The organism is Flectobacillus sp., from assembly GCF_049240685.1.
GTDB lineage: Bacteria > Bacteroidota > Bacteroidia > Cytophagales > Spirosomataceae > Flectobacillus.
This window is the reverse complement of sequence record NZ_JBMLSD010000254.1, coordinates 1833-22525: the sequence shown is the minus strand read 5'-3', so window position 1 is coordinate 22525 and position 20693 is coordinate 1833. Positions and strand designations below refer to the sequence as shown.

The 20693-nt window shown below is 38.0% G+C and carries 17 protein-coding genes; 11 read left to right on the top strand and 6 right to left on the bottom strand.

Annotated elements, in window-relative coordinates; translation table 11 throughout:
• Positions 1-12 precede the first annotated feature (12 nt).
• Positions 13-918 carry a glycosyltransferase family 2 protein gene (locus ACOVQ4_RS11760; protein ID WP_421820835.1) on the top strand — a complete coding sequence of 302 codons (906 nt, stop codon included), beginning with the start codon at positions 13-15 and terminating at the stop codon, positions 916-918.
• Entirely contained in the window at positions 908-1681 is a 774-nt protein-coding gene (locus tag ACOVQ4_RS11755; protein WP_421820834.1) for a class I SAM-dependent methyltransferase, read from the top strand. Before ACOVQ4_RS11760 ends, ACOVQ4_RS11755 begins: the two co-directional genes overlap by 11 nt.
• Here the strand turns inward: ACOVQ4_RS11755 and ACOVQ4_RS11750 are convergent.
• From ACOVQ4_RS11750 to aat, 3 genes are all read right to left on the bottom strand, one after another.
• Positions 1670-3139, bottom strand: coding sequence for a hypothetical protein (locus ACOVQ4_RS11750; RefSeq protein WP_421820833.1), 1470 nt, complete (start codon positions 3137-3139; stop codon positions 1670-1672). The two genes, ACOVQ4_RS11755 and ACOVQ4_RS11750, sit on opposite strands and share 12 nt — an antisense overlap.
• Before the next feature lie 48 nt (positions 3140-3187).
• Positions 3188-4222, bottom strand: a complete 1035-nt coding sequence (proB, locus tag ACOVQ4_RS11745) for a glutamate 5-kinase (protein WP_421820832.1) — start codon at positions 4220-4222, stop codon at positions 3188-3190.
• Positions 4223-4357: 135 nt separating this feature from the next.
• Positions 4358-4981 (bottom strand): leucyl/phenylalanyl-tRNA--protein transferase, encoded by a 624-nt coding sequence (gene aat, locus ACOVQ4_RS11740; protein ID WP_421820831.1) that lies wholly within the window; start codon positions 4979-4981, stop codon positions 4358-4360.
• A 609-nt stretch (positions 4982-5590) separates the two neighbouring features.
• On the opposite strand from aat, the gene ACOVQ4_RS11735 reads away from it, so the two are divergent.
• The 5 genes from ACOVQ4_RS11735 (at position 5591) to ACOVQ4_RS11715 (ending at position 10882) form a co-directional block, all read left to right on the top strand.
• Positions 5591-6310, top strand: a complete 720-nt coding sequence (locus ACOVQ4_RS11735; protein ID WP_421820830.1) for a GNAT family N-acetyltransferase — start codon at positions 5591-5593, stop codon at positions 6308-6310.
• 109 nt (positions 6311-6419) lie between these two features.
• Entirely contained in the window at positions 6420-7622 is a 1203-nt protein-coding gene (gene argG, locus ACOVQ4_RS11730) for an argininosuccinate synthase (RefSeq protein WP_421820829.1), read from the top strand.
• A 90-nt stretch (positions 7623-7712) separates the two neighbouring features.
• Positions 7713-8672, top strand: a complete 960-nt coding sequence (gene argC / locus ACOVQ4_RS11725) for an N-acetyl-gamma-glutamyl-phosphate reductase (RefSeq protein ID WP_421820828.1) — start codon at positions 7713-7715, stop codon at positions 8670-8672.
• Between the two features lie 172 nt (positions 8673-8844).
• Positions 8845-9690: a hypothetical protein gene (locus ACOVQ4_RS11720; RefSeq protein ID WP_421820827.1), complete on the top strand. Its 846-nt coding sequence runs from the start codon at positions 8845-8847 to the stop codon at positions 9688-9690.
• A gap of 70 nt (positions 9691-9760) precedes the next feature.
• Positions 9761-10882, top strand: a complete 1122-nt coding sequence (locus tag ACOVQ4_RS11715) for an aspartate aminotransferase family protein (protein ID WP_421820826.1) — start codon at positions 9761-9763, stop codon at positions 10880-10882.
• Positions 10883-10915: 33 nt separating this feature from the next.
• Here ACOVQ4_RS11715 and ACOVQ4_RS11710 read toward each other — a convergent pair whose 3' ends face one another.
• Positions 10916-11176: a hypothetical protein gene (locus ACOVQ4_RS11710; RefSeq protein WP_421820825.1), complete on the bottom strand. Its 261-nt coding sequence runs from the start codon at positions 11174-11176 to the stop codon at positions 10916-10918.
• 564 nt (positions 11177-11740) lie between these two features.
• Between ACOVQ4_RS11710 and ACOVQ4_RS11705 the strand changes: the two genes are divergently transcribed.
• The 3 genes from ACOVQ4_RS11705 to dnaN all read left to right on the top strand — a co-directional run bounded on the left by ACOVQ4_RS11705 (position 11741) and on the right by dnaN (position 16873).
• Positions 11741-13855: a peptidylprolyl isomerase gene (locus tag ACOVQ4_RS11705; protein WP_421820824.1), complete on the top strand. Its 2115-nt coding sequence runs from the start codon at positions 11741-11743 to the stop codon at positions 13853-13855.
• A 105-nt stretch (positions 13856-13960) separates the two neighbouring features.
• Complete coding sequence (gene gldG, locus ACOVQ4_RS11700; RefSeq protein ID WP_421820823.1) at positions 13961-15622, top strand: gliding motility-associated ABC transporter substrate-binding protein GldG; 1662 nt, start codon at positions 13961-13963, stop codon at positions 15620-15622.
• Positions 15623-15748: 126 nt separating this feature from the next.
• Entirely contained in the window at positions 15749-16873 is a 1125-nt protein-coding gene (gene dnaN / locus ACOVQ4_RS11695) for a DNA polymerase III subunit beta (protein ID WP_421820822.1), read from the top strand.
• Between the two features lie 285 nt (positions 16874-17158).
• On the opposite strand, the gene ACOVQ4_RS11690 is transcribed toward dnaN, so the two are convergent.
• Together ACOVQ4_RS11690 and ACOVQ4_RS11685 are read right to left on the bottom strand one after the other, a co-directional pair.
• Positions 17159-19318 carry a molybdopterin cofactor-binding domain-containing protein gene (locus ACOVQ4_RS11690; protein WP_421820821.1) on the bottom strand — a complete coding sequence of 720 codons (2160 nt, stop codon included), beginning with the start codon at positions 19316-19318 and terminating at the stop codon, positions 17159-17161.
• A gap of 6 nt (positions 19319-19324) precedes the next feature.
• Positions 19325-19786 carry a (2Fe-2S)-binding protein gene (locus ACOVQ4_RS11685; RefSeq protein WP_421820820.1) on the bottom strand — a complete coding sequence of 154 codons (462 nt, stop codon included), beginning with the start codon at positions 19784-19786 and terminating at the stop codon, positions 19325-19327.
• A 283-nt stretch (positions 19787-20069) separates the two neighbouring features.
• Here ACOVQ4_RS11685 and ACOVQ4_RS11680 point away from each other — a divergent pair, with 283 nt between their 5' ends.
• Complete coding sequence (locus ACOVQ4_RS11680) at positions 20070-20519, top strand: thioredoxin family protein (RefSeq protein WP_421820819.1); 450 nt, start codon at positions 20070-20072, stop codon at positions 20517-20519.
• Positions 20520-20693: the final 174 nt, after the last annotated feature.

Genomic DNA, 20693 nt, shown 5'->3' with positions numbered 1-20693 from the left:
ACTCTTCGAAATATGCTATTATCTGTTGTTATTCCTGTCTATAAAGGTGCCAAATCCATTGGAGCTCTCGTTGCAAAGTTGCATGAAACCTTGCAGGGGCTCGCATTCGAAATTGTATTAGTAAATGATGGAAGCCCAGATAATTCTGAGGAAATTTGTAATGATTTGGCGTTAAAATATCCACGCCTTAGCTTTATCTCATTAAGGCGCAACTTTGGCGAATTTAACGCAGTAATCTGTGGCCTTAATTACACCAAAGGACAATATGCGGTAATTATTGATGATGACTTTCAGAATCCTCCAAGCGAAATCATAAAGCTATTAAACAAAGCTCAATCGGCCGATTTGGATGTGGTTTATAGTTATTATGAAAATAAAAAGCATCATTTCTTTCGTAACTTTGGAAGCTGGCTCGTCAATCAAATGACGACCTATCTTTTTGGAAAACCTAAAGAATTGTACCTATCGAGTTTCAAGCTCATCAAGAAAGAGGTTGTGCAAGAAATCTGCCAATACAAAGGACCCTACCCATATATAGATGCCCTGATTTTTAGGGTAACAAAAAACGTTGGAAGTATTCTGGTCGAACATCACAGTAGAGCCGAAGGTGGTTCTAGCTATACGGTACAAAAACTTGTAGCTCTGTTTTTATCCATCATATTTGGCTATTCGTTACTCCCTGTCAGAATGATTCTTAGTACTGGCATTTTTGCACTAGGATTTAGCTTTATTTTATTGATTTCTCAGTTAATTGGCTTGGTATCGCTCGATGCTACCTTTCTTGCCATTTGTTTTTTTGGAAGTATTCAAACTATCGGCCTCGGAATTATTGGCGAATATGTAGCAAAAGGTTTTTTAACTCAAAATAATCATCCTCAATATATCATCAAAACAAAACATATTAACCATGCTGAATAGTAGTCACGAAGAATACCGAATGATGTTTGAGGTGGAAGAAAAGCTTTGGTGGTATCAAACTCTTCATGAGAGAGTATTAAAAGGTATCGAGCATAATTTTGGAAAAAACAAAGATATCCAGATTTTAGATGTTGGCTCGGGTACAGGAGGATTGCTATGGTTTCTTAAAAAACAAGGTTACAACCATATACAAGGTATCGATTATTCTGATTCTTCTTTACTTTTTTGCCAACAACGTGGGCTCTGTGTTGAGAAAATAGACGCTGCAAGTGTTGGACATTTTTTCCCAGAAGAATCTTTCGATGTAATTGTTTGTAACGATGTAGTGTATTGTTTAGAATCCGATGCCATCCAAAAAACACTGGAAGGTATCTCAAAGCTACTTCGTCCCAATGGGGTTTTTCTGACAAATAATAACGCTTTTGAAGCCTTTTATGGCACACATGATATTGCCGTTGGAGGCAAGCATCGCTTTACCATAAACAGCTACAAACAATATTTACCTGCTAATCTGAGCATCGAAAAGTATACCTATTGGCCTTTTTTTCTATCACCCTTGATTTTAGCAGTACGTCAATTCCAACAAGTTCAGCTAAAATTAAACTTGATTGATACCAATAAAATCACTTCGGATGTCTCTTTGCCTAGCAAAGCAGTTAACCAATTTTTTTATCAATGCTCTAATTGGGAACAAAAGATTTTTTCGAGTACTCCATTTGGTAGCTCTCTTTTTCTTGTCATCAAAAAAACATCATTTCTTTAAAAGATATTTATCAAAAAAGCCTCCTTTTTTCAAGCAATATTCTTTTAGGGCAGTCGAGTCTCCATAGGCACTTTCCTGAAAAGAAAGCATAGAATTGTAATGCCCAATAAAAGGTTTTTGAATAGTAGTTTGAGGTCCATCCGTATTAATCCCTTGTAGCCAGAAATTTCTTATAGATTGAAGCCCCCCCAACAAGAGATACATCGCTAAAAAATACGCTCCTACTCTTTTATTGAGCCATCCATTAATCACCCAAACAGCTATTCCTATCGACATAATGGTATAAGCAGGAATCACCCCTCTCACATTCAAATCATTATACAGACCTATTTTATAAATTCCTAGCAATATCATAAAAATCATACTCCCATATATTAGCCTACTCCATTCAAAAGGGCTCCTGCGTAAAAAGAAAAACCAAATACCCACATTAGCAAACACATAAACAGCATAATACACCCACCACCAGGGCGTACCCGAATTCCAAACAAATCCCGTATTTCCATTATTTACGCCTTCTGTACTTATAAAATAAATCATTAATGGCGAAAAGGCTATCACCAAACCCACTATCCATATCAACTCGGATATCCTCGGTAGCTCCAAGAGTGTTTGAAAGTCTTTCAAAAAGAAAAATAATACAAATGGGAATAATCCTATACTTGCCAGAGGACTCCAATACATCGTAGCCAGCAGCATCAATACCAGCTCAGAGCGATTAATTGTTTTACTCAAAAAAGTCTCTATCACAAAACAAGCGCCCAAAACAGCAGGTAGCGTATGCTGTGGAGCCCATGCCCAGTTATCCTCAAATTTGGACAATACTAAATAGTAGTCATTAATTAGGACAAAATAATGGGGAAAAACCTCCCGATGCCACCCAAGCCAATCAATAGCAGCATAAATTAACCACCCATTTGGAAAAATAATAAAGAGTAAAACCAATAAAATACCATTCCTTTTGATAAATGTACTAATCCATAAAAACACAAAAAATAACCCCAAGGCACTCCATGCAAGCGCAAAATACCTCGCATTGTCGATAGAAAACCACTTAGATAATTGAGCTACTGGCAAATAATACCCCAAGTAGTAGCACATGTGTACTTTATAGTGGTTATAATACAAAGGCCATTCATGATTGATTAAATCATAGTATTTAAAATTATTAGCTACAAAATCAGACTCTTGTCTTTTAAATTCTCCTATTCCTAAAATTATATTTACTAGCAGAGACAACAACAGCATAAGAATTATATGCCACCAATGCTCATATTGCCTCGAAACTTCCCTACAAGAAGTAGATTGTTCTTGATAGATATACTTTATGACAAAGATTACAATAAAAAAACTTGCAATCACGCCAACTCCCAGATGAAGCCAGGTTAGCAAAAACAATAAAGATGGAATCAATAAGTAAACGAGAGAAGCGTATTTTAGGAAGCGAATCAATTTCATAACAAGGTAAGAAGTCATGGAAAAGGGCCGAGACGGCCCTTTTTATTTTTATAACAATACTATTTCATCTGCATTAGCCACCTCAAAGTTTTGAGTTTTGAGATTTTGACCAATTACAATAGAAGATTCTCTGGCTCTGGCAATACCAATAACATTGGCATCACTATCTAATATTTCAAACACCTCTCCCTTTTCAAACTCGCCATCAACGGCAATGATACCCACTGCTAGCAAGCTTTTACGTTTGTTGAGCGCATCTACCGCCCCTGTATCGACCAACACTTTTCCAGCAATAATACTACCACTACCGAGCCATTTTTGTCGAGCCGTTAAACTAGCCTCTTGCGATGCAAACACCGTTCCTGTTTTTTCAGCCACAGCTTCGATAATACCATCGGGTTTGTTCATACCAAAAATAACCACTTTAATACCCATTCGAGTAGCAAGGCGAGTATAGTTTAACTTAGAAACCATCCCTCCCAAACCCAAAGCTGACTTATCTGTATCGACAAAGCCGAGGATTTTTTCGTCTATTTGCTCAACAAAGGGAATGATTTTTTTTTGATCATCGAGCAATCCCCCTACGGATGTACATAGTAGCAAGGCCGATGCGCCAAAACCCGTTGCAATCAAAGTAGCTAATTCGTCATTATCCGAAAACTTTAACTCCAAATTACTAACCACATCATTTTCATTCGCAATCGGAATAATACCATTACTCCACAGCTCTTGATACGTTTCTTTCAGTTGTAAGAATTGGTTTCTGTTGGCAAAATGTTGACGTTCACAAAGGCTTTGAGCTATCGCAATACCATATTGCGAAAAATAGTTGGTATACTTTGCTAATAATAGAGGATTTCCAATAGCTGCGGCAGCCTTTCTTTCTGTAATACTTCCTTTGTATTCTTTAATAAAGCCTTTTCCTGCGCCTACTGCGCCAGACGATACCAACACGATGTGGTAGTCTTGGTGCAAAATAGCTACTTGACGAGCAATTTCCTGTAAAACAGCCTCATTCAATTCGCCACTTTTGTGCGTAATTGAAGCTGTACCAAACTTGATTACTAATACTGGTTTTGACATTTTCTATAAATTCTATCGAGGGTTAACAGAACGTTTCGTTCTTCAGACGGCTCTTTGGAGCGGTGTTGATACCACAAAGATAGAGGAATGAAAAAACAAAAGGGTGATAAGTTTTGATTTTCATACTACCCAATCTTACTCATTGGGGTCAAAATAAATATTAGGCGTATCGGGCACAAAACTTCGAGGTTGCTGAATCGCCTTGCGCAATAAGATAAGATAATCTGCTCGAGGTATTTCGATAGCTCCGTATCTTTTTACATTATCATTGATAAACTGAGTATCCAACAACTCATACCCTTGTTTTCTTAGATTCTCAATAAGATAATGGAATGCCACTTTGGAAGAGTTAGGTTCGAGATAAAACATTGATTCTCCAAAATATACCCCTCCAATAGCAACGCCATAGAGTCCCCCAACTAGCCTATCTCCGATGTATGCCTCTACCGAGTGAGCCATCCCCATTTTGTACAAATCGCAGTAAGCCTTGATAATTTCCTCAGAAATCCAAGTCTCGGGTTCGCCATTTCGTGGCATAGCACAATGCCTCATAACAGCCTCAAAATTTCGATTGATATGAATCTCAAATAATTTCTTATTCAGAATAGGTCTTAAAGACTTTGACGGTTTGTAGGTGTCAATTGGAATAATGGCGCGAGGGTCGGGAGAATACCAATATAAGGAACCATCGGTATCAGCCATAGGGAATATACCATTCATATAACCATACATCAAATCTTCCGCTGTTAATTCATCCATTTTTTAATTAGTATCATTTGGCAAATCTAAGTGTTGTTTCGACTGAGGAATAAATCATTTATTAAAATACTCCTCTTATTATACTCAAATGCCTCTAGTTTATGAGTGCCTATTTTATCAATTTTAGGGAAATAGTTACAAATTTCCAAGCCTAGACTTATCAAGCCGTTAATGGGAAATCATAAGTATAAATACTCCCAAAAAACATTCAATAAGTGCAATAAATAGCGCCTTTTGGCAATATGTAGTATTAAATTTAGAAACTATTAAAAAAAAATCTTGCATCTTACATTTTGTTTTGGTAAACTTTGCACGATTTTTAATTTTAATACTCAAGCAACACAAAGGTCGTACAAAATTTAGTAAAAAAACTTGAGCACTCAAGCAATTTTCACAAACCTTACATTATCAAAGTGAAAAATCTTTTTTTACATATCCTCGTTGAGCCTACTGCGTTACCACGCAGGCGACCATTCTTTTTTAGGGTTTGACCCTAACTCTTCTTATGCTTGCCTATGTGGCAGGTTAGCTCATTATCCAATACATTTTCTGTTTTTTATCGAATTAACTCCTTGAACCGTAGCAGGTTAACGCTATCGCTATCATTCAATGAATCAATATAAAGTTCAGGTTGCTACTGCTGAACACTTACATCTGGCTGAGGCTATTTGCCTTGAAATGGAAGAATCCGCTAAAGCACGCGGCACAGGAATCGCTAAGCGTTCTCCTCAATATTTACGTGATAAAATCAACGAAGGAAAAGCCATTATTGCTATCGACAACAATGGCGACTTTGTGGGTTTTTGTTATATCGAAACTTGGGAACACGGAAAGTTCGTTGCCAACTCAGGTTTGATTGTAAAACCCGAATGGCGTAAATATGGCGTTGCTAAGGCAGTAAAAGCTAAAGCATTTGACCTATCTCGTACCAAATATCCAGATGCCAAAATTATTGGTATTACAACCTCATTGGCTGTAATGAAAATTAACTCAGAATTGGGTTATGAACCAACTACCTTTAGCGAACTGCCAGTAGATGATGCTTTCTGGAAAGGGTGTCAATCATGCGTAAATTATGATGTACTATCTCGCACCGACCGCAAGCATTGCTTGTGTACAGGAATGATTTTTGACCCTGAATGGGAAAAGAAAGCTAAGCAACGTGAAACAGAGGCCTTGGCTACCACAGAAGCCGAACCAGCTCATGGGAATTGGGACTTTTTGAAGGATGTAAAAGTATTAGAACGTCTTCTTTCTATTAAAGAGAAAATGTTTTTGAAAATGTCTGAAAGAAGTAAAGAGCGTAAGCTAAAAAGAGGAATTGCATAAATCAAATGCAGCTCTTGATATCAAGCATTAATTGAAGTGTATCTTGATCATATAAACCAACCAGAAAGCATGGGACTGTTAACCTAATCCATACTTTCGAAATAGAAAAATGAGTAAACCAAAAGTATTATTAGCATTTTCAGGAGGCCTTGATACCTCTTTTTGTGTGAAATATCTTTCAGAAGACCGTGGCTACGAAGTACATTCGGCTTTGGTAAACACAGGAGGTTTTTCAGCAGAAGAATTGAAAGACATCGAAGAGAAAGCCTTTGGACTTGGTGTGGCATCACACGTAACATTAGATGTAGTAGACAAATATTATTCTGATTGTATTCGCTACATGGTGTTTGGTAATGTATTGAAAAACAATACTTATCCATTGTCGGTATCGGCTGAGCGAGTTTTTCAAGCTACTGCAGTGGCAGAATATGCTAACCAAATCGGTGCCAAAGCTATTGCTCACGGAAGCACAGGCGCTGGCAACGACCAAGTACGTTTTGACGTTGTATTCAGAATTCTCTCTCCTGAGGTAGAAATCATCACTCCTATTCGTGATCTAAAATTATCGCGCGAGGCAGAAATCGAATATCTTAAAGAAAAAGGGGTTGTTAGAGAATGGCATAAAGCGGCTTACTCAATCAATAAAGGATTGTGGGGCACATCGGTTGGTGGTAAAGAAACGCTTACTTCAAATGGTTATTTGCCAGAGGAAGCTTGGCCTACCCAAGTAACCAAAACTGGTGAAGAATCCGTAAAATTACATTTCGAAAAAGGTGAATTAGTTGGCCTAAACGGCGAAACTATGTCACCAGTAGAGGCTATTGTTAAGCTTACCGAAATTGCGGCTCCTTATGGAATTGGTCGTGATATCCACGTTGGCGATACCATCATTGGTATCAAAGGTCGTGTTGGTTTTGAAGCTGCGGCTCCTTTACTAATTATAAAAGCGCACCACTTGCTGGAGAAACATACTTTGACCAAACAACAACTTTACTGGAAACAAAATATTGCCGAAATGTACGGTACTATGTTACATGAAGGTCAATTCTTAGAGCCAGTAATGCGTAACTTCGAAACCTTCTTGGCAGATACACAAGACAACGTTTCGGGTGTAGTAGAAATCCATTTGGCACCATACCGCTATTTTGTGGTAGGTATCGAGTCTCAGTATGACCTTATGTCTTCTGTATTTGGCTCTTATGGCGAAATGAACAATGCCTGGACGGGCGATGATGTCCGAGGATTCTCTAAAATTGTGTCGAATCAAACCATGATTCATCGCAAAGTTACAGACTTGGCCCAGCAGCAATAAGAATATTTGTTTTACTTCATGCGACAAATTTTCGTGTTTAGCTTGGGCTACACACGAAAATTTGTCGCATTTTTTTATCATTTAAACATCATGATTAAAGTAGGAATTATTGGAGGTGCAGGTTATACAGGTGGAGAGTTACTCAGAATTTTAATACATCATCCAGAGGTCGAAATCACCTTTGTAAACTCAAAGTCACAAGCTGGAAAACCTGTTTATGCTACACACTCCGACTTGCTGGGAGATACAGATTTAGTTTTCACAGACCAATTACATACCAATATCGATGTAGTATTCCTTTGCTCAGGGCATGGAGAATCAAAGAAATTCTTGGAAGCCAATCCTGAATTTAAAGAAATAAAAATCATTGACCTAAGTACAGACTACCGTGACCAATCCGAAGGTTTTGTGTATGGATTGGCCGAATTACAGAGAGAAAAAATCAAACAAGCTAAGCATATTGCTAACCCAGGTTGCTTTGCAACTTCCATTGAGTTGGCGTTATTGCCTTTAGCTTCAGTAGGATTAATTCAGGATGCTATTCATATATCGGCCGTAACTGGCTCTACAGGTGCAGGGCAGTCGCTGTCTGCTACTAGTCATTTCTCTTGGCGTAACAACAATATATCTATTTACAAAGCTTTCACACATCAGCATTTGACCGAAATTGGCATGACACTCAATGAACTTCAAGCTGATTTTGATCAGGCAATTAATTTTATTCCTTATCGTGGAAACTTCACCAGAGGAATTATGGCAAATGTTTACACAAAGTTTGAAGGCACTCTATCCGAAGCCAAAGAGCTGTATAAAAACTTTTATAATGCGCACCCATTCACTACAATAAGTGATGCGGCCATTGATGTAAAACAGGTAGTAAATACCAACAAATGCCTGATTCATTTAGAGTTACACAATGGAAACTTACTTATTACAAGTATCATCGATAATTTGACTAAAGGTGCTTCTGGGCAGGCTGTTCAGAACATGAATTTGATTTTTGGTTTACCTGAGCGAACTGGATTGGGTCTAAAAAGTGTTGGTTTCTAATATAATGCATTTCGCTGACTTAGAAAATCTGGTGTAGCTACTGCACTAAGTTGATTTATATCATCTTTCTAAGTCGAGTGAATGCTTAATTTTGAGGTTGGAGGTTTTTTGCAGTTGATTCAAAACAAATAACCTTCTCTTTTCCAACAATTTAAACAATCACTCTCTCAAAATGAAAAAGCTAGTACTTTTATTAGGTTTACTATTACCAACATTGATCATGGCTCAAGAAAAACAACCCTATAGTCGTAAAGGACAAGGCTTTTTTTACTGGGGATACAACCGATCAAGCTATGCCAAATCAGATATTACCTTTATTGGACAGGGCTACAACTTTACGTTGCACAACGTGGTAGCAAAAGATGCTCCTTCGCCACTTGGTCGTGATTATTATGATCCAGCACTTTTTTCAATTCCTCAATTCAATATTCGTGGTGGATATTTCTTTAGTGACCACTGGGCTGTGTCTATCGGATGGGATCACATGAAATACGTGATGGTTAATGATCAACAAAGTACGATTACAGGAACTATTTCAGCTCAAGTATCAAACCCTGCAATTACGGTAAATCCGGCTTATGTGGGTACTTATGACCATACGCCCATTACGATTAACTCAAAGGATTTTTTGACTTTTGAACATACCGACGGATTCAATTTTGCCAGTGTCGACTTAGACCGCTACGACAGATTGTGGAAAGCAAAAAATGGCGTTCAAGGGCTTGACTGGATTGTTGGAGGTAGCGTTGGAGCCTTTGTCCCTCGAAGTGATGTCCGCCTGTTTACGGTTGGGAAAAACAACTACTGGAATGTTGCAGGATATGGGTTTGCGTTGAAAGCAGGTTTGCAGTTTGACATTACCAAACATGTATTTTTTCGAAACGACATCAAAGGAGGTTTCTCAAGGTTAAACAATATCCGTACCACAGGTCGTGATGGCGACTATGCTAAACAAAGCATTTGGTATTTAGAAGATTATTTTGTTTTAGGCTTCACTATTGGCAAAATGAAGAAGTAGTAATCATAGACCCGTCTATCCTCTTCTTTACTTTGGGAGCCATTTTCACTATCTCAAAACTCACAAAGAAATGAATCTATTTAATGTTTATCCCCTCTATGACATCGAGCCAGTCAAAGCAAAAGGTAGCTACTTATGGGATAAAAATGGTCAAGAATACCTTGATTTGTACGGAGGGCACGCCGTGATTTCGATTGGTCACTCGCATCCGTATTATGTAGAGAAACTCACTAACCAATTGAATAACATCGGTTTTTATTCTAATTCTGTAAAAATACCTATTCAAGAAGAGTTAGCTACAAAGCTAGGAGAGTTATCAGGTTACGAAAATTATTCCTTGTTTCTTTGTAATTCAGGTGCAGAGGCTAACGAAAATGCGCTGAAAACAGCGTCTTTTTTCAATGGTCGCAAAAAAGTAGTTGCTTTTACAAAAGCATTTCATGGACGTACGGCTGGTGCCGTTGCTGTCACTGACAATAAAGCAATTGTTGCTCCAGTCAATTACGCAGACCATGTAACTTTCCTTCCTTTTAATGATATTGAAGCCTTGGAACAAGGTGTAACAGATGAAACCTGCGCCGTGATTATCGAAGGTATTCAAGGAGTAGGTGGTATTCAGGTAGCGTCGGAAGCATTCTTAAAAGCAGCAAGAGCTATTTGTGATAAAACTGGTGCCGCCTTAATTCTTGATTCTGTACAATGCGGTTATGGTCGTTCGGGAAAATTCTTCTCTCATCAGTTTGCAGATATTCATCCAGACCTTATCACTACTGCCAAAGGAATGGGTAATGGCTTTCCGATTGGTGGCGTATTGATTTCTCCAAAGTTTCAAGCAAAATTTGGAATGCTAGGAACCACCTTTGGAGGTAATCACTTAGCTTGCGCAGCAGCAGTAGCCGTTTTGGACGTAATGAAACAAGAAAACTTAATTGAAAATGCGTCAAAGATGGGGGATTATTTGATGAGCAACTTGGCTCAAATATCAGGTATCAAAGAACTGAGAGGTAGAGGTTTGATGATTGGAATTGAATTTGAGCAACCTGTTGATCAAATAAGAGATACCCTTTTATTCAAACATCATATTTTCTGTGGATATGCAGGCAAACATACTTTACGTTTGTTGCCTAGTTTGGCACTTGGGCAAACTGAATGTGACCGATTTTTAGAATCGCTTCAAAGCGTTCTTCAATAGATATAAATCAATTTAGGAAGTGAGTAGTGTCGGCTACTTGCTTCCTAATTTGGCTGGCTCGTCTTCAGAAATAATCTTATCGATAATATTTTTCCATACCTTCTCTTCCTTCTGTGATTTGCTCACTTCGAGTGTTGTGCTTGTAGCGTTTTCTTCCCAAACACGCCTGAGTCGTTGATACGTTAAATTATTAACAATATTTTCATTCCGCCAGAGTTCTATTTCTTTTTCTTCATCTTCGGAGGTTCGACCTTCAAAGTGATTAACCAAAAGTATATATTTTACTTTCAACATGTGGTGCGGGATAGTCGAAGTCAAAATTAGCTATAAACGACGTAGGCAATTTCTAATTTTTACTGCTAGCTATCTTAAGAAGTTTAATAAATAAGTTCTGAAACAATATACCTGCATGCAGATGGCGACTACACGATTCTATATAAAAGACTGAAAAACAGTTGAGAAGTAACGAGACAAACTAAAATTAATTAACAATTATTTTATTATTCTTTAGTTATTCTGACAAAAATCAGCATAATCTCTCCAAAGCAATATACCTTACGGTTCCTACAAACAAAACTTTGACTATCAAACGATTAAGCTTTACAAGATATTGGAGTAAAGCTAATGAAATTTCTTATACAACAAACAAAGAAATTGAACAAAAAAAAGAAAAACATTCACAAGTCCTTTAAGTTGCTATGCAGCTATTTTGATATTACAAAGTATTATGATTATTTTGCGGTTCTTTTGTGCAGAATATCGTATCTCGTAAACGGTGGATAACAACTGTCATTTTTTACGACCAACCTACGAGTCGCGTTTCACCCATTAAAGCATAACGTTTTTAAAGTATTAAATATGGCATTAATTACCAAAATCAGAGAAAAATCGGGAATTGCAGCGGCAGCCATTGCCGTGAGTTTAATTCTATTCCTATTAGGGAGCGACATTTTCCAAGGCCGTTCTCGCTTCTTCGGTGGGAGTAGCGACGAGGTGGGGGAAATCGCTGGAGAGTCTATCAAATACCAAGATTTTCAGAAAAAAGTAGAAGAAGCATCTCAAGCTTATTCAGCCCAAACGGGTCGTGGACCAAGTGAGCAAGAACTTGCTATGATGCGTGAGCAAGTATGGAACCAATACCTTTTAGATTTTGCTTATGGCAAAGAATATGAAGCATTGGGTCTTTCTGTTTCTCCAGAAGAATTGGTTGACATGGTACAGGGTAACAATATCCACCCTTCTGTTAGACAGCAATTTACTAACCCTCAAACTGGACAATTTGATAAAAACTACGTAATCCAGTTCCTAAAAAACTTGAAATCTATGCCAGCTGCTCAACAGCAAGCATGGGCGAACTTTGAAAAATCGTTAAGTCAAGACCGTTTGAGAACAAAATATGAAAACTTATTGAAGCTTTCTACTTATACAACCAATATCGAAGCTCAAAAGGATTATCAAGCTCAAACAGCTAAAGCGGATGTACAATATTTGTATGTTCCTTTTTATTCTATTGCTGACTCAACAATCAAAGTAACAGATAGCCAATTAGAAGAGTATTTGGCTAAGCATAAAGACTTATTTAAAGGCGAAAATACTCGCTCAATCCAATACGTAACTTTCCCAGTTATTCCATCTAAGCAAGATACAGCTTCTTTCTACAACGAAATCAAGCGTTTGGCTAAAGATTTGGCTGTTGCCAAAAATGACTCAGCTTTTGCAATGATGAATTCTGACGTGAAAACTCCGTATTTGGTTTCATTGGCCGAAGTTCCAGCAGCAGTAAAGACGCAGTTGGGAACTATGATTCCAGGTGGTATTTACGGACCATTCAAAGAAAACAATGTTTATTCTATCTATAAATATGGCGGTATCCAAAAAGATTCATTGTTCACAATCCGTGCTAGCCATATTTTGATTCGTCCAGAAAACACAAGTGACTCAGCTAAAGCTACAGCTCGTAAGCGTGCAGAAGGTATTATTGCACAAATTAAAGGTGGTGCAAACTTCGAAGCTCTTGCTCGTTTGAACGGTATGGATGGCACTGCACAACAAGGCGGTGATTTAGGTTTCTTCAAAAACAATGGTTCAATGGTTAAATCATTTGAAAAAGCCGTTTTTGGATTTGGTGGCACAGGTTTGATTCCTAATTTGGTAGAAACAGACTTTGGATACCACATTGTAAAGGTAACAGAACCAAAATCGAATACACGTTACAAATTGGCCGCTATCAACCGTACAATCGCTCCTAGCCAAGCTACTATGGACGAAGTATTGCGTAAGGCAGATAACTTTGCCGCTTCTAACACAACGGCTGAGGCATTTGACGCTGCTGTAAAGAAAGATAAAAATATCTTGATGCTTCGCGCTGAAAGAATGTTGGAAGGTTCGAGCAACGTTAACAACTTGACTAACGCGCGTGATATTGTACGTTGGGCATTCAACGATGACACTAAAGTTGGTACAGTTTCGGATGTATTCCAAAACGATAACCAATACATTGTTGCTATTTTGACAGGTAAAACCTCAAAAGACGAAGTGAAAGTAAATGACTTTCGTGATGAGTTAACTGCACGTGTTAGAGCTGAATTGAAAGCAGAACAAATTATCAACAAATTAGGTGGTATTTCGGGAAGCTTAGAGCAAGTAGCACAAAAATATGGTGCAGGCGCATTAGTTGAAACTGCTACTGATATTACTTTGGCACAAGGCGTATTGTCAAGTGCTGGTGCTGACCCAACTGCCTTGGGTAAAGCGTTTGGTTTGAAAGCTGGTCAGAAATCAAAACCTTTTAAAGGCGAGCAAGGGGTATTTATCGTACAAACTGTTAAATCAACTCCTGCTCCTGCTATTGCAGACTTGACTATGTACAAAAATTCTGCTCGTATGATGGCAGCTCAAAGAGCTTCTTTCTACATCAACGAAGCAATTAAAGAAAATGCTAAAGTTGTAGACAACAGAGCAAGATTCTACTAGGATAATTTCTTACGAAAATATTCTGAAAAGCACCTCAATTGAGGTGCTTTTCTTGTTTTATTAGTAGCTTTGCAAGAAAATCGCCTTGGCATCGTTAAGGAAAATATGAAAAACAAAATTGTTCAATTTGTAATCGCACTAGGCCTACTCATTGGCCTAAATATACTAGCTAACTATTATTTCTTTCGTCTTGATCTTACAGAAGAGGGAAGGTATACTATTTCTCCCGCTACAAAGAGTTTACTCGAAAACCTTGAAGATGATGTAACCATCAAGGTTTATCTAACCGGAAATGATATTCCAGCAGGATTTAAACGGTTGGAAAACGCCGTAAAGGAAACACTTGATGAATTTAAGATTTATGGAGGCTCTCATATCAACTTTCGATTTGTGGATCTCAACTCTGAAATAAAAGATACCAAATTGCGCAATCAAAAGATATTGGAGATTGCCCAAAAGGGTATTCCCCCTACTAATGTAGTTAATTCAGAGGATGGCAAACGTACACAAACCTTACTGATTCCTGGTGCTATTATTACTTATCAAGACAAAGAAATCGCAACTCTACTCCTGAAAGGTAATAAGATGTCCTCACCTCAAGAAATACTCAATCAGTCTTATGAGGGAGTAGAATACCAATTAGCCTCAGCAATAAAAGCATTAACTTTACAAGAAAAGAAAAAAATAGGTTTCTTTACCAACTACTCGTCTTTACCTGAAGTAAATCAATTGAGTATGATTGGGGCGTTGAAGAGATTTTATGCCTTATACCCAGTTGACTTACGTAACTCGCCAACTCTTGATGGACTAGATGCCATTTGCATACTTAAACCTGACCAAGCCTTTAGCGAAGAAGATAAGTATAAGATTGATCAATTTATCATGAATGGAGGAAAAGCTGTTTTCTTTATTGATGCTGTAAAAGTAGATTCAACTGCCCGTGAGGGAAATTTATGTACAATCAACAACCTTAACTTAGATGATTTACTTTTCAAGTATGGGGTTCGTCTAAACCATAATCTTATCAAGGATGCACAAATGTGCGCTGCTATACCAATGGATATTGGCAATTTTGGCGATAAATCCAACATCCAATTAGTTCCTTGGCAGTACTTTCCACTTATCAACACTTTTGGCAAATCTCCTATTGTCAAAAACCTCGATGCCATATACACCAAATACGTTGGTAGCCTAGATACTGTTAGAGCGGTTGGAATTGAAAAAACCCCGCTTTTGATGACCTCGCAATACACACAATTACTGAATGCGCCCTCTATTATGACCTACAATTTTGCGAATAAAGAGTTGGATGCTAGTCAGTACAAGGCAGGAGTACAAACTATTGGTGTTTTGCTTGAAGGTAAATTTGAGTCTTTATACAAAAACCGTATTTTACCAAACGACCCTCGTGCCAAAACCTTTAAAGCTGATGGAACCAACAGCAAAATTATTGTTTGTTCAGATGGGGATATCCCTGTTAATGATTTTGACCAAAAAATTAATGCGCCGCTTCCATTAGGATTTGATCGTTTTTCTGGAAATACATTTGCAAATAGAGACTTTGTGTTAAATACTTTTGATTACTTATTGGACGATAACGGGGTAATTGCTGCCCGAAACAAAGTCGTAACTCTACGCCCACTCGATAAATCCGCGCTACAAAACGAACGTGAATATTGGCAGGTAATCAACTTAGTGATTCCATTGGTAATTTTGGTATTGATAGGTTTTTTACGAAACTATATACGTAAGAGAAAATTTGCCTAATCCAAGTTTATTTCAAGGCTTATTCGTACTTTTGTAGCATAACTAAACATATCTTTGAGCTTAGCAAAACCTTTTTAAATGAAAGGATTTTAATCTTAAAGATTCCAAATAAATCAAACAGCACTAATGAAATTCGTCGTATCTTCATCAGTCCTATTAAAGCAACTCGCTACGGTAAATGGTGTTATTACCAATAATCCCATTGTACCAATTTTAGAGAACTTTTTATTCCAACTCGAACATAGTCAGCTCACAGTAACAGCTTCGGACTTACAAACAGTGATGATTACTACCTTGGAAGTAGAATCCCAAGACTCTGGTTCTATTGCTGTTCCTGCACGCTTGTTACTCGATACATTGAGAGGTTTACCAGACCAGCCTATCACTTTTAAAGTGGATACTGAGACTTTTGGAACTGAAATCATTACAGAAAACGGTCGCTACAAACTTTCAGGCGAAAACTCTATCGACTTCCCGAAGGTTCCTCAAGTAAGCAAAAGTTTATCTGTAGAAGTGGGAGCAGATGTACTAGGCTCAGCTATCGCCAATACGATCTTCGCAGTTTCGAGCGATGATCTACGTCCTGCAATGACAGGGGTATATGTGCAATTAAATTCTCAATATACCAATTTTGTGGCCACTGATGGGCACCGTTTGATTCGATATCGTCGTAGTGATATTCAATCAGAACAAGAGTCTAGCATGATTATTCCACGCAAGGCTTTGAATCTTTTGAAATCATCTTTACCTTCAGATGAAACTATTGTAACTGCCGACTTCAGCGCAGCAAATGCATTTTTTAGTTTCAATAATATCAAAATGATTTGTCGCTTGATTGACGAACGTTTTCCAGATTATGAAAATGCCATTCCGCAAAATAATCCAAACGTATTGACTATCAATCGTCAGGAGTTGTTGGGTTCTTTAAAACGTATTTCTATTTATTCGAACAAAACAACTCATCAAATTCGTTTGAAATTAGGTCATAATGACCTAGTTATTTCTGCTGAAGATTTGGATTATTCGAATGAAGCAAACGAAAAGTTAATGTGCGATTATGAAGGAGAACCAATGGAAATCGGCTTTAATGCGAAGTTCTTAATCGAAATGTTGAACAATTTAAGTTCGACTATGATTTCTATAGAAATGTCAGCTCCAAACCGTGCAGGCTTGATTATTCCAGCTGAAACACAGGATAATGAAAATATCTTAATGCTTGTTATGCCAGTGATGTTGAATAACTACGCATAGTTATTTGGCAAATTGTGATTTAACGCATGAATGCTTATGTTAAAATTTGTACGCTAGCGATAAAGACGCAACGATTGTGCATTAAGCCTAGTAAAATTGAACATAATAGCACCAAAAAAGCGGTCGGGAAGTACTTTCCGACCGCTTTTTTGATAAAACTCAGAAATTTATCCCAATCTTTTGATTCGAGATAATTTGATACGATATTTCGAATATCAGCTGTTTAGAAACAAAGCCTTACCTTTCTAATCATCAAATTCTTCACTCATTATCTCAGTATTTCACCTAACTAAACTGATATTGCTTAAATGGAATTTTTGTCATACGAGTACCCGTAAGGGCGGCAACAGCATTAGCTATAGCAGGTGCAATAGGTCCCATTGGAGGCTCTCCAACTCCTCGAGGAGTTGCTCCTGTAGATAAAATCGACACCTCTATATCTGGCGTATCACGAATCAGAGCCATCTGATATTGCAAGTATTGATTAGGTGTTACCTTGCCATCCTCAATTGTTAATTCCTCAAACATACTGGCACTAAGCCCCATTGTAATGGCTCCTTCACATTGAGCCTTTACCCCATCGGGATTGATAACAAGTCCGGGGTCTATGGCACAATATACCTTCAGTACTTTGATAGCCCCATTTTCGATTTTCACTTCAGCTACTTGTGCTACAGGAGTATTTACATCAGTTGCACACGCTACACCCATCGCATGACCTACTGGTAAAGTTTTTTGCCCAAAACCACTCATTTTTTGTACTTCTTTCAATACCCCAACCAAGCGCTGACCACGTTCATCTTGCTTGATATGTGCAAGTCTAAAATCAATAGGATTTTGGTTTGCTTTTTTGGCAAGCTCATCAATAAAAGATTCAATCGCAAACGAATTTGCCATCAAACCTAAACCACGCCACCAGCTTGTAAAAAATGGTAGTTGACAACGCCAATATTTGACACTGGAGTTCGGGATAGCCTCATAATGGAACAAACCACCGCGCCAAGCTCCAAAATCAGCACCTAAGAGAGTTGGCGCAAAGCTGGGTACCAAACTCGAACCAAATGCGACATCCCCACTAGCAATTTGATGTTCAATAGCCTCAATTCGATTTTGGTGAAGCTTTGCACTCAACCGATGCTGAGTAGGTGGTCGAAGATACCCGTTTTGAAACTCTTGTTCGCGTTCAAATAACACATGTACTGGCAATCCTATCTCCTGAGATAAAACTACTGCTTCGTAGGCATGAGGTGTGTACAAACGGCGTCCAAAACCTCCACCCATAAAAGTTGGTTGTATATCAATATCTTCGGCAAGAAGACCCGTTGCCTCGGCTATCTCATTTCTTGTATTTTTAACGGACTGAGTACTCATTTTCACAGTTACTTTTCCGTCTTTATAGTGCGCAGTAACGCCATTGGGTTCCATTTGGGCATGAGCTCCCAAAGGTGTATAAAACTCTAATGTAATTGTATCTTTAGAGTCTGTTAACTCAGATATATCACCATTTTCTTGTACAACGGTAAGCTCTCCTTTCTCAATTTGTACTATATCGTTAACATCTTTTTGCTGAATCAAAGCATCAGCATTAGTCCATGTTATTTGAAGTTTCTGTTTTGCCAGAATAGCCTCGTACCTAGTTTTTGCCACTACAGCTACAAAATCAGGTTGCTCTACCACCTTGATTACTCCAGCTATTTTCAACGCTTCTTGGGCATTTACAGCGCCTCTGGTAGCTCCAAAAAAAGGAGGTCGGGCTACTGTAGCATACACCAAATCAGGAAAAGTAGCATCAATCCCAAAAATAGGCTCTGCTCTCACTTTTGACTCTAAATCTACTCTAGGTATTGCTTTCCCGATAAGTTTATACTTTTCTGGAATTTTTAAGGCAGGTTCTTCATTTGGCAAAACCCATTCGTTGGTTTTTGCCACAATTTGCGCATAAGATATTTTTTTACCTTGCCCCAACACATATCCATTTTGCGCAATAAGCTTTGGTAAGGCAACTCCCAATAGGACAACAGCCCGCTCGCGAAGCATTTCGCGCATCAAGGCTGCAAGCATTGACAATTGAGAAAATGTACTCGAAATAGAATCACTTCCACCTGTAGTATTGGGGTCGATTGGCCCGTGAGCAGTACTACTATGCACTACTTTTATTTGGCTAATCGAAACCTCCAACTCTTCTGCAACAATTTGTGCTAAGGCTGAAAATACCCCTTGCCCCATTTCGATTTTAGGTGAATGAAACAAAACACTATTGTCCTCTTGAATCTCAAACCAATATTGGGGTTCTGTATCTGTACTAAATTGCACTAAGGCTCCCTTATCGGCCTGTTCTACAAAAAATCCGCGGATAGCTTTTTTTCCAACCCAGCCCAACCCCAAGGCAAGTCCTAGACCTGCCCCCGTTTTAATCAAAAAATTTCTACGAGTTACTTTCCACATAATTTTCTAAATTTTCTGATTGATTAATGCTGCTTTATGAATCGCCTTTCGCATACGATAGTAAGTGCCACATCTACAAATATTGGTAATATTCTCATCTATATCAGTATCTGTTGGGTTAGGAATTCTTTGAAGTAAATCGGCTGTAGCCATCATAAATCCTGGCTGACAATACCCACATTGTGGAACGGCCTCTTCGATCCATGCCTGTTGAACAGCATGAAGCGTACCTTGCCCCAAACCTTCAATCGTTGTTACTTTCTTGTGTTGCACCTCCGAAGCGGGCATTGAGCAAGAACGAATAGCATTACCCTCGATGTGTACTGTGCAGGCTCCACACAGACCTTTCCCACAACCAAATTTAGTCCCTTTCAGTTGAAAGATGTCTCGGAGTATCCAAAGCAGTGGCATATCCTCTGGCACTTCTATCCGTTGGCTTTTGCCATTCAAATCAAATATTAGAAGCATTGTTGTTTGTTGAGTTTTATCAAAAGATTCATATCAGAAAAGTGTGGTTTCTCGTTTGAAGTAGAAATACACCTGCCAATCAAATTATTTTTTTATACACAATATAAACATTTTAAGTACTGACAAGTTCACCCCAAACTAGATTTATACAATTTATTATCTATATTTTTCAAAAAAGTCCCGTTTATGGTCTTTTTTGTGTACTTGAGATAAAATTCTTGCAAGAGAAACTAAAAAGGTGAAAATTCACGTTAGAATAACAAACGCTTTAAATTTCATTACGATGCTAAAATCAAGATTTTTCGCGATTGTACTTACCTTATTTACAATCCATACATTTGCCGAAAATAACCCTACGACTAAATCAAAGACAGGAGAATCAACTGGCATTCAATTTTTTAGTGGAACTTTCAAACAAGCGCTAGCAAAAGCTAAGAAAGAGAAGAAATTGATCATGGTAGATTGTTATACTACGTGGTGTGGCCCCTGCAAATATCTAAAAACTAACGTATTTACAGACAAAGCACTAGGTGATTACATGAATAGTAAATTTGTGAGTGTAGCTGTAGACTACGAAAGTGCGGAAGGTGAAGCAGTGGCTCGAATGTATCCAGTAGAGGGATATCCTACCCTATTCTTTATGGATAGCAACGGAAAAATTAAGAAAACAGTACTTGGGGTGCCTCATGGAGGAGCAAAAGAAGTTCTTCAGACAGCCCAAAAAGTAAAATAGTATTATCCAATCACAATAGTCAAAAGTCGGTACTTTCCAAAAGTGCTGGCTTTTGTTTTTTGGGGGGAATTTGTAGCAAACATGAGTAATTCCTAATCTATTGGTTTTTCTAATGAATGTGGTTAAAAGGAATTTTATTGGTAGAGAAGCAATATTTTGGGGCTAAATAGATAA

Bases quoted from the DNA above. Each gene is read 5' to 3' on its own strand.
- ACOVQ4_RS11760 (WP_421820835.1), top strand. From the start codon at position 13: ATGCTATTATCTGTTGTTATTCCTGTCTATAAAGGTGCCAAATCCATT.
- ACOVQ4_RS11755 (WP_421820834.1), top strand. From the start codon at position 908: ATGCTGAATAGTAGTCACGAAGAATACCGAATGATGTTTGAGGTGGAA.
- ACOVQ4_RS11750 (WP_421820833.1), bottom strand. From the start codon at position 3,139: ATGAAATTGATTCGCTTCCTAAAATACGCTTCTCTCGTTTACTTATTG.
- proB (WP_421820832.1), bottom strand. From the start codon at position 4,222: ATGTCAAAACCAGTATTAGTAATCAAGTTTGGTACAGCTTCAATTACG.
- aat (WP_421820831.1), bottom strand. From the start codon at position 4,981: ATGGATGAATTAACAGCGGAAGATTTGATGTATGGTTATATGAATGGT.
- ACOVQ4_RS11735 (WP_421820830.1), top strand. From the start codon at position 5,591: ATGAATCAATATAAAGTTCAGGTTGCTACTGCTGAACACTTACATCTG.
- argG (WP_421820829.1), top strand. From the start codon at position 6,420: ATGAGTAAACCAAAAGTATTATTAGCATTTTCAGGAGGCCTTGATACC.
- argC (WP_421820828.1), top strand. From the start codon at position 7,713: ATGATTAAAGTAGGAATTATTGGAGGTGCAGGTTATACAGGTGGAGAG.
- ACOVQ4_RS11720 (WP_421820827.1), top strand. From the start codon at position 8,845: ATGAAAAAGCTAGTACTTTTATTAGGTTTACTATTACCAACATTGATC.
- ACOVQ4_RS11715 (WP_421820826.1), top strand. From the start codon at position 9,761: ATGAATCTATTTAATGTTTATCCCCTCTATGACATCGAGCCAGTCAAA.
- ACOVQ4_RS11710 (WP_421820825.1), bottom strand. From the start codon at position 11,176: ATGTTGAAAGTAAAATATATACTTTTGGTTAATCACTTTGAAGGTCGA.
- ACOVQ4_RS11705 (WP_421820824.1), top strand. From the start codon at position 11,741: ATGGCATTAATTACCAAAATCAGAGAAAAATCGGGAATTGCAGCGGCA.
- gldG (WP_421820823.1), top strand. From the start codon at position 13,961: ATGAAAAACAAAATTGTTCAATTTGTAATCGCACTAGGCCTACTCATT.
- dnaN (WP_421820822.1), top strand. From the start codon at position 15,749: ATGAAATTCGTCGTATCTTCATCAGTCCTATTAAAGCAACTCGCTACG.
- ACOVQ4_RS11690 (WP_421820821.1), bottom strand. From the start codon at position 19,318: ATGTGGAAAGTAACTCGTAGAAATTTTTTGATTAAAACGGGGGCAGGT.
- ACOVQ4_RS11685 (WP_421820820.1), bottom strand. From the start codon at position 19,786: ATGCTTCTAATATTTGATTTGAATGGCAAAAGCCAACGGATAGAAGTG.
- ACOVQ4_RS11680 (WP_421820819.1), top strand. From the start codon at position 20,070: ATGCTAAAATCAAGATTTTTCGCGATTGTACTTACCTTATTTACAATC.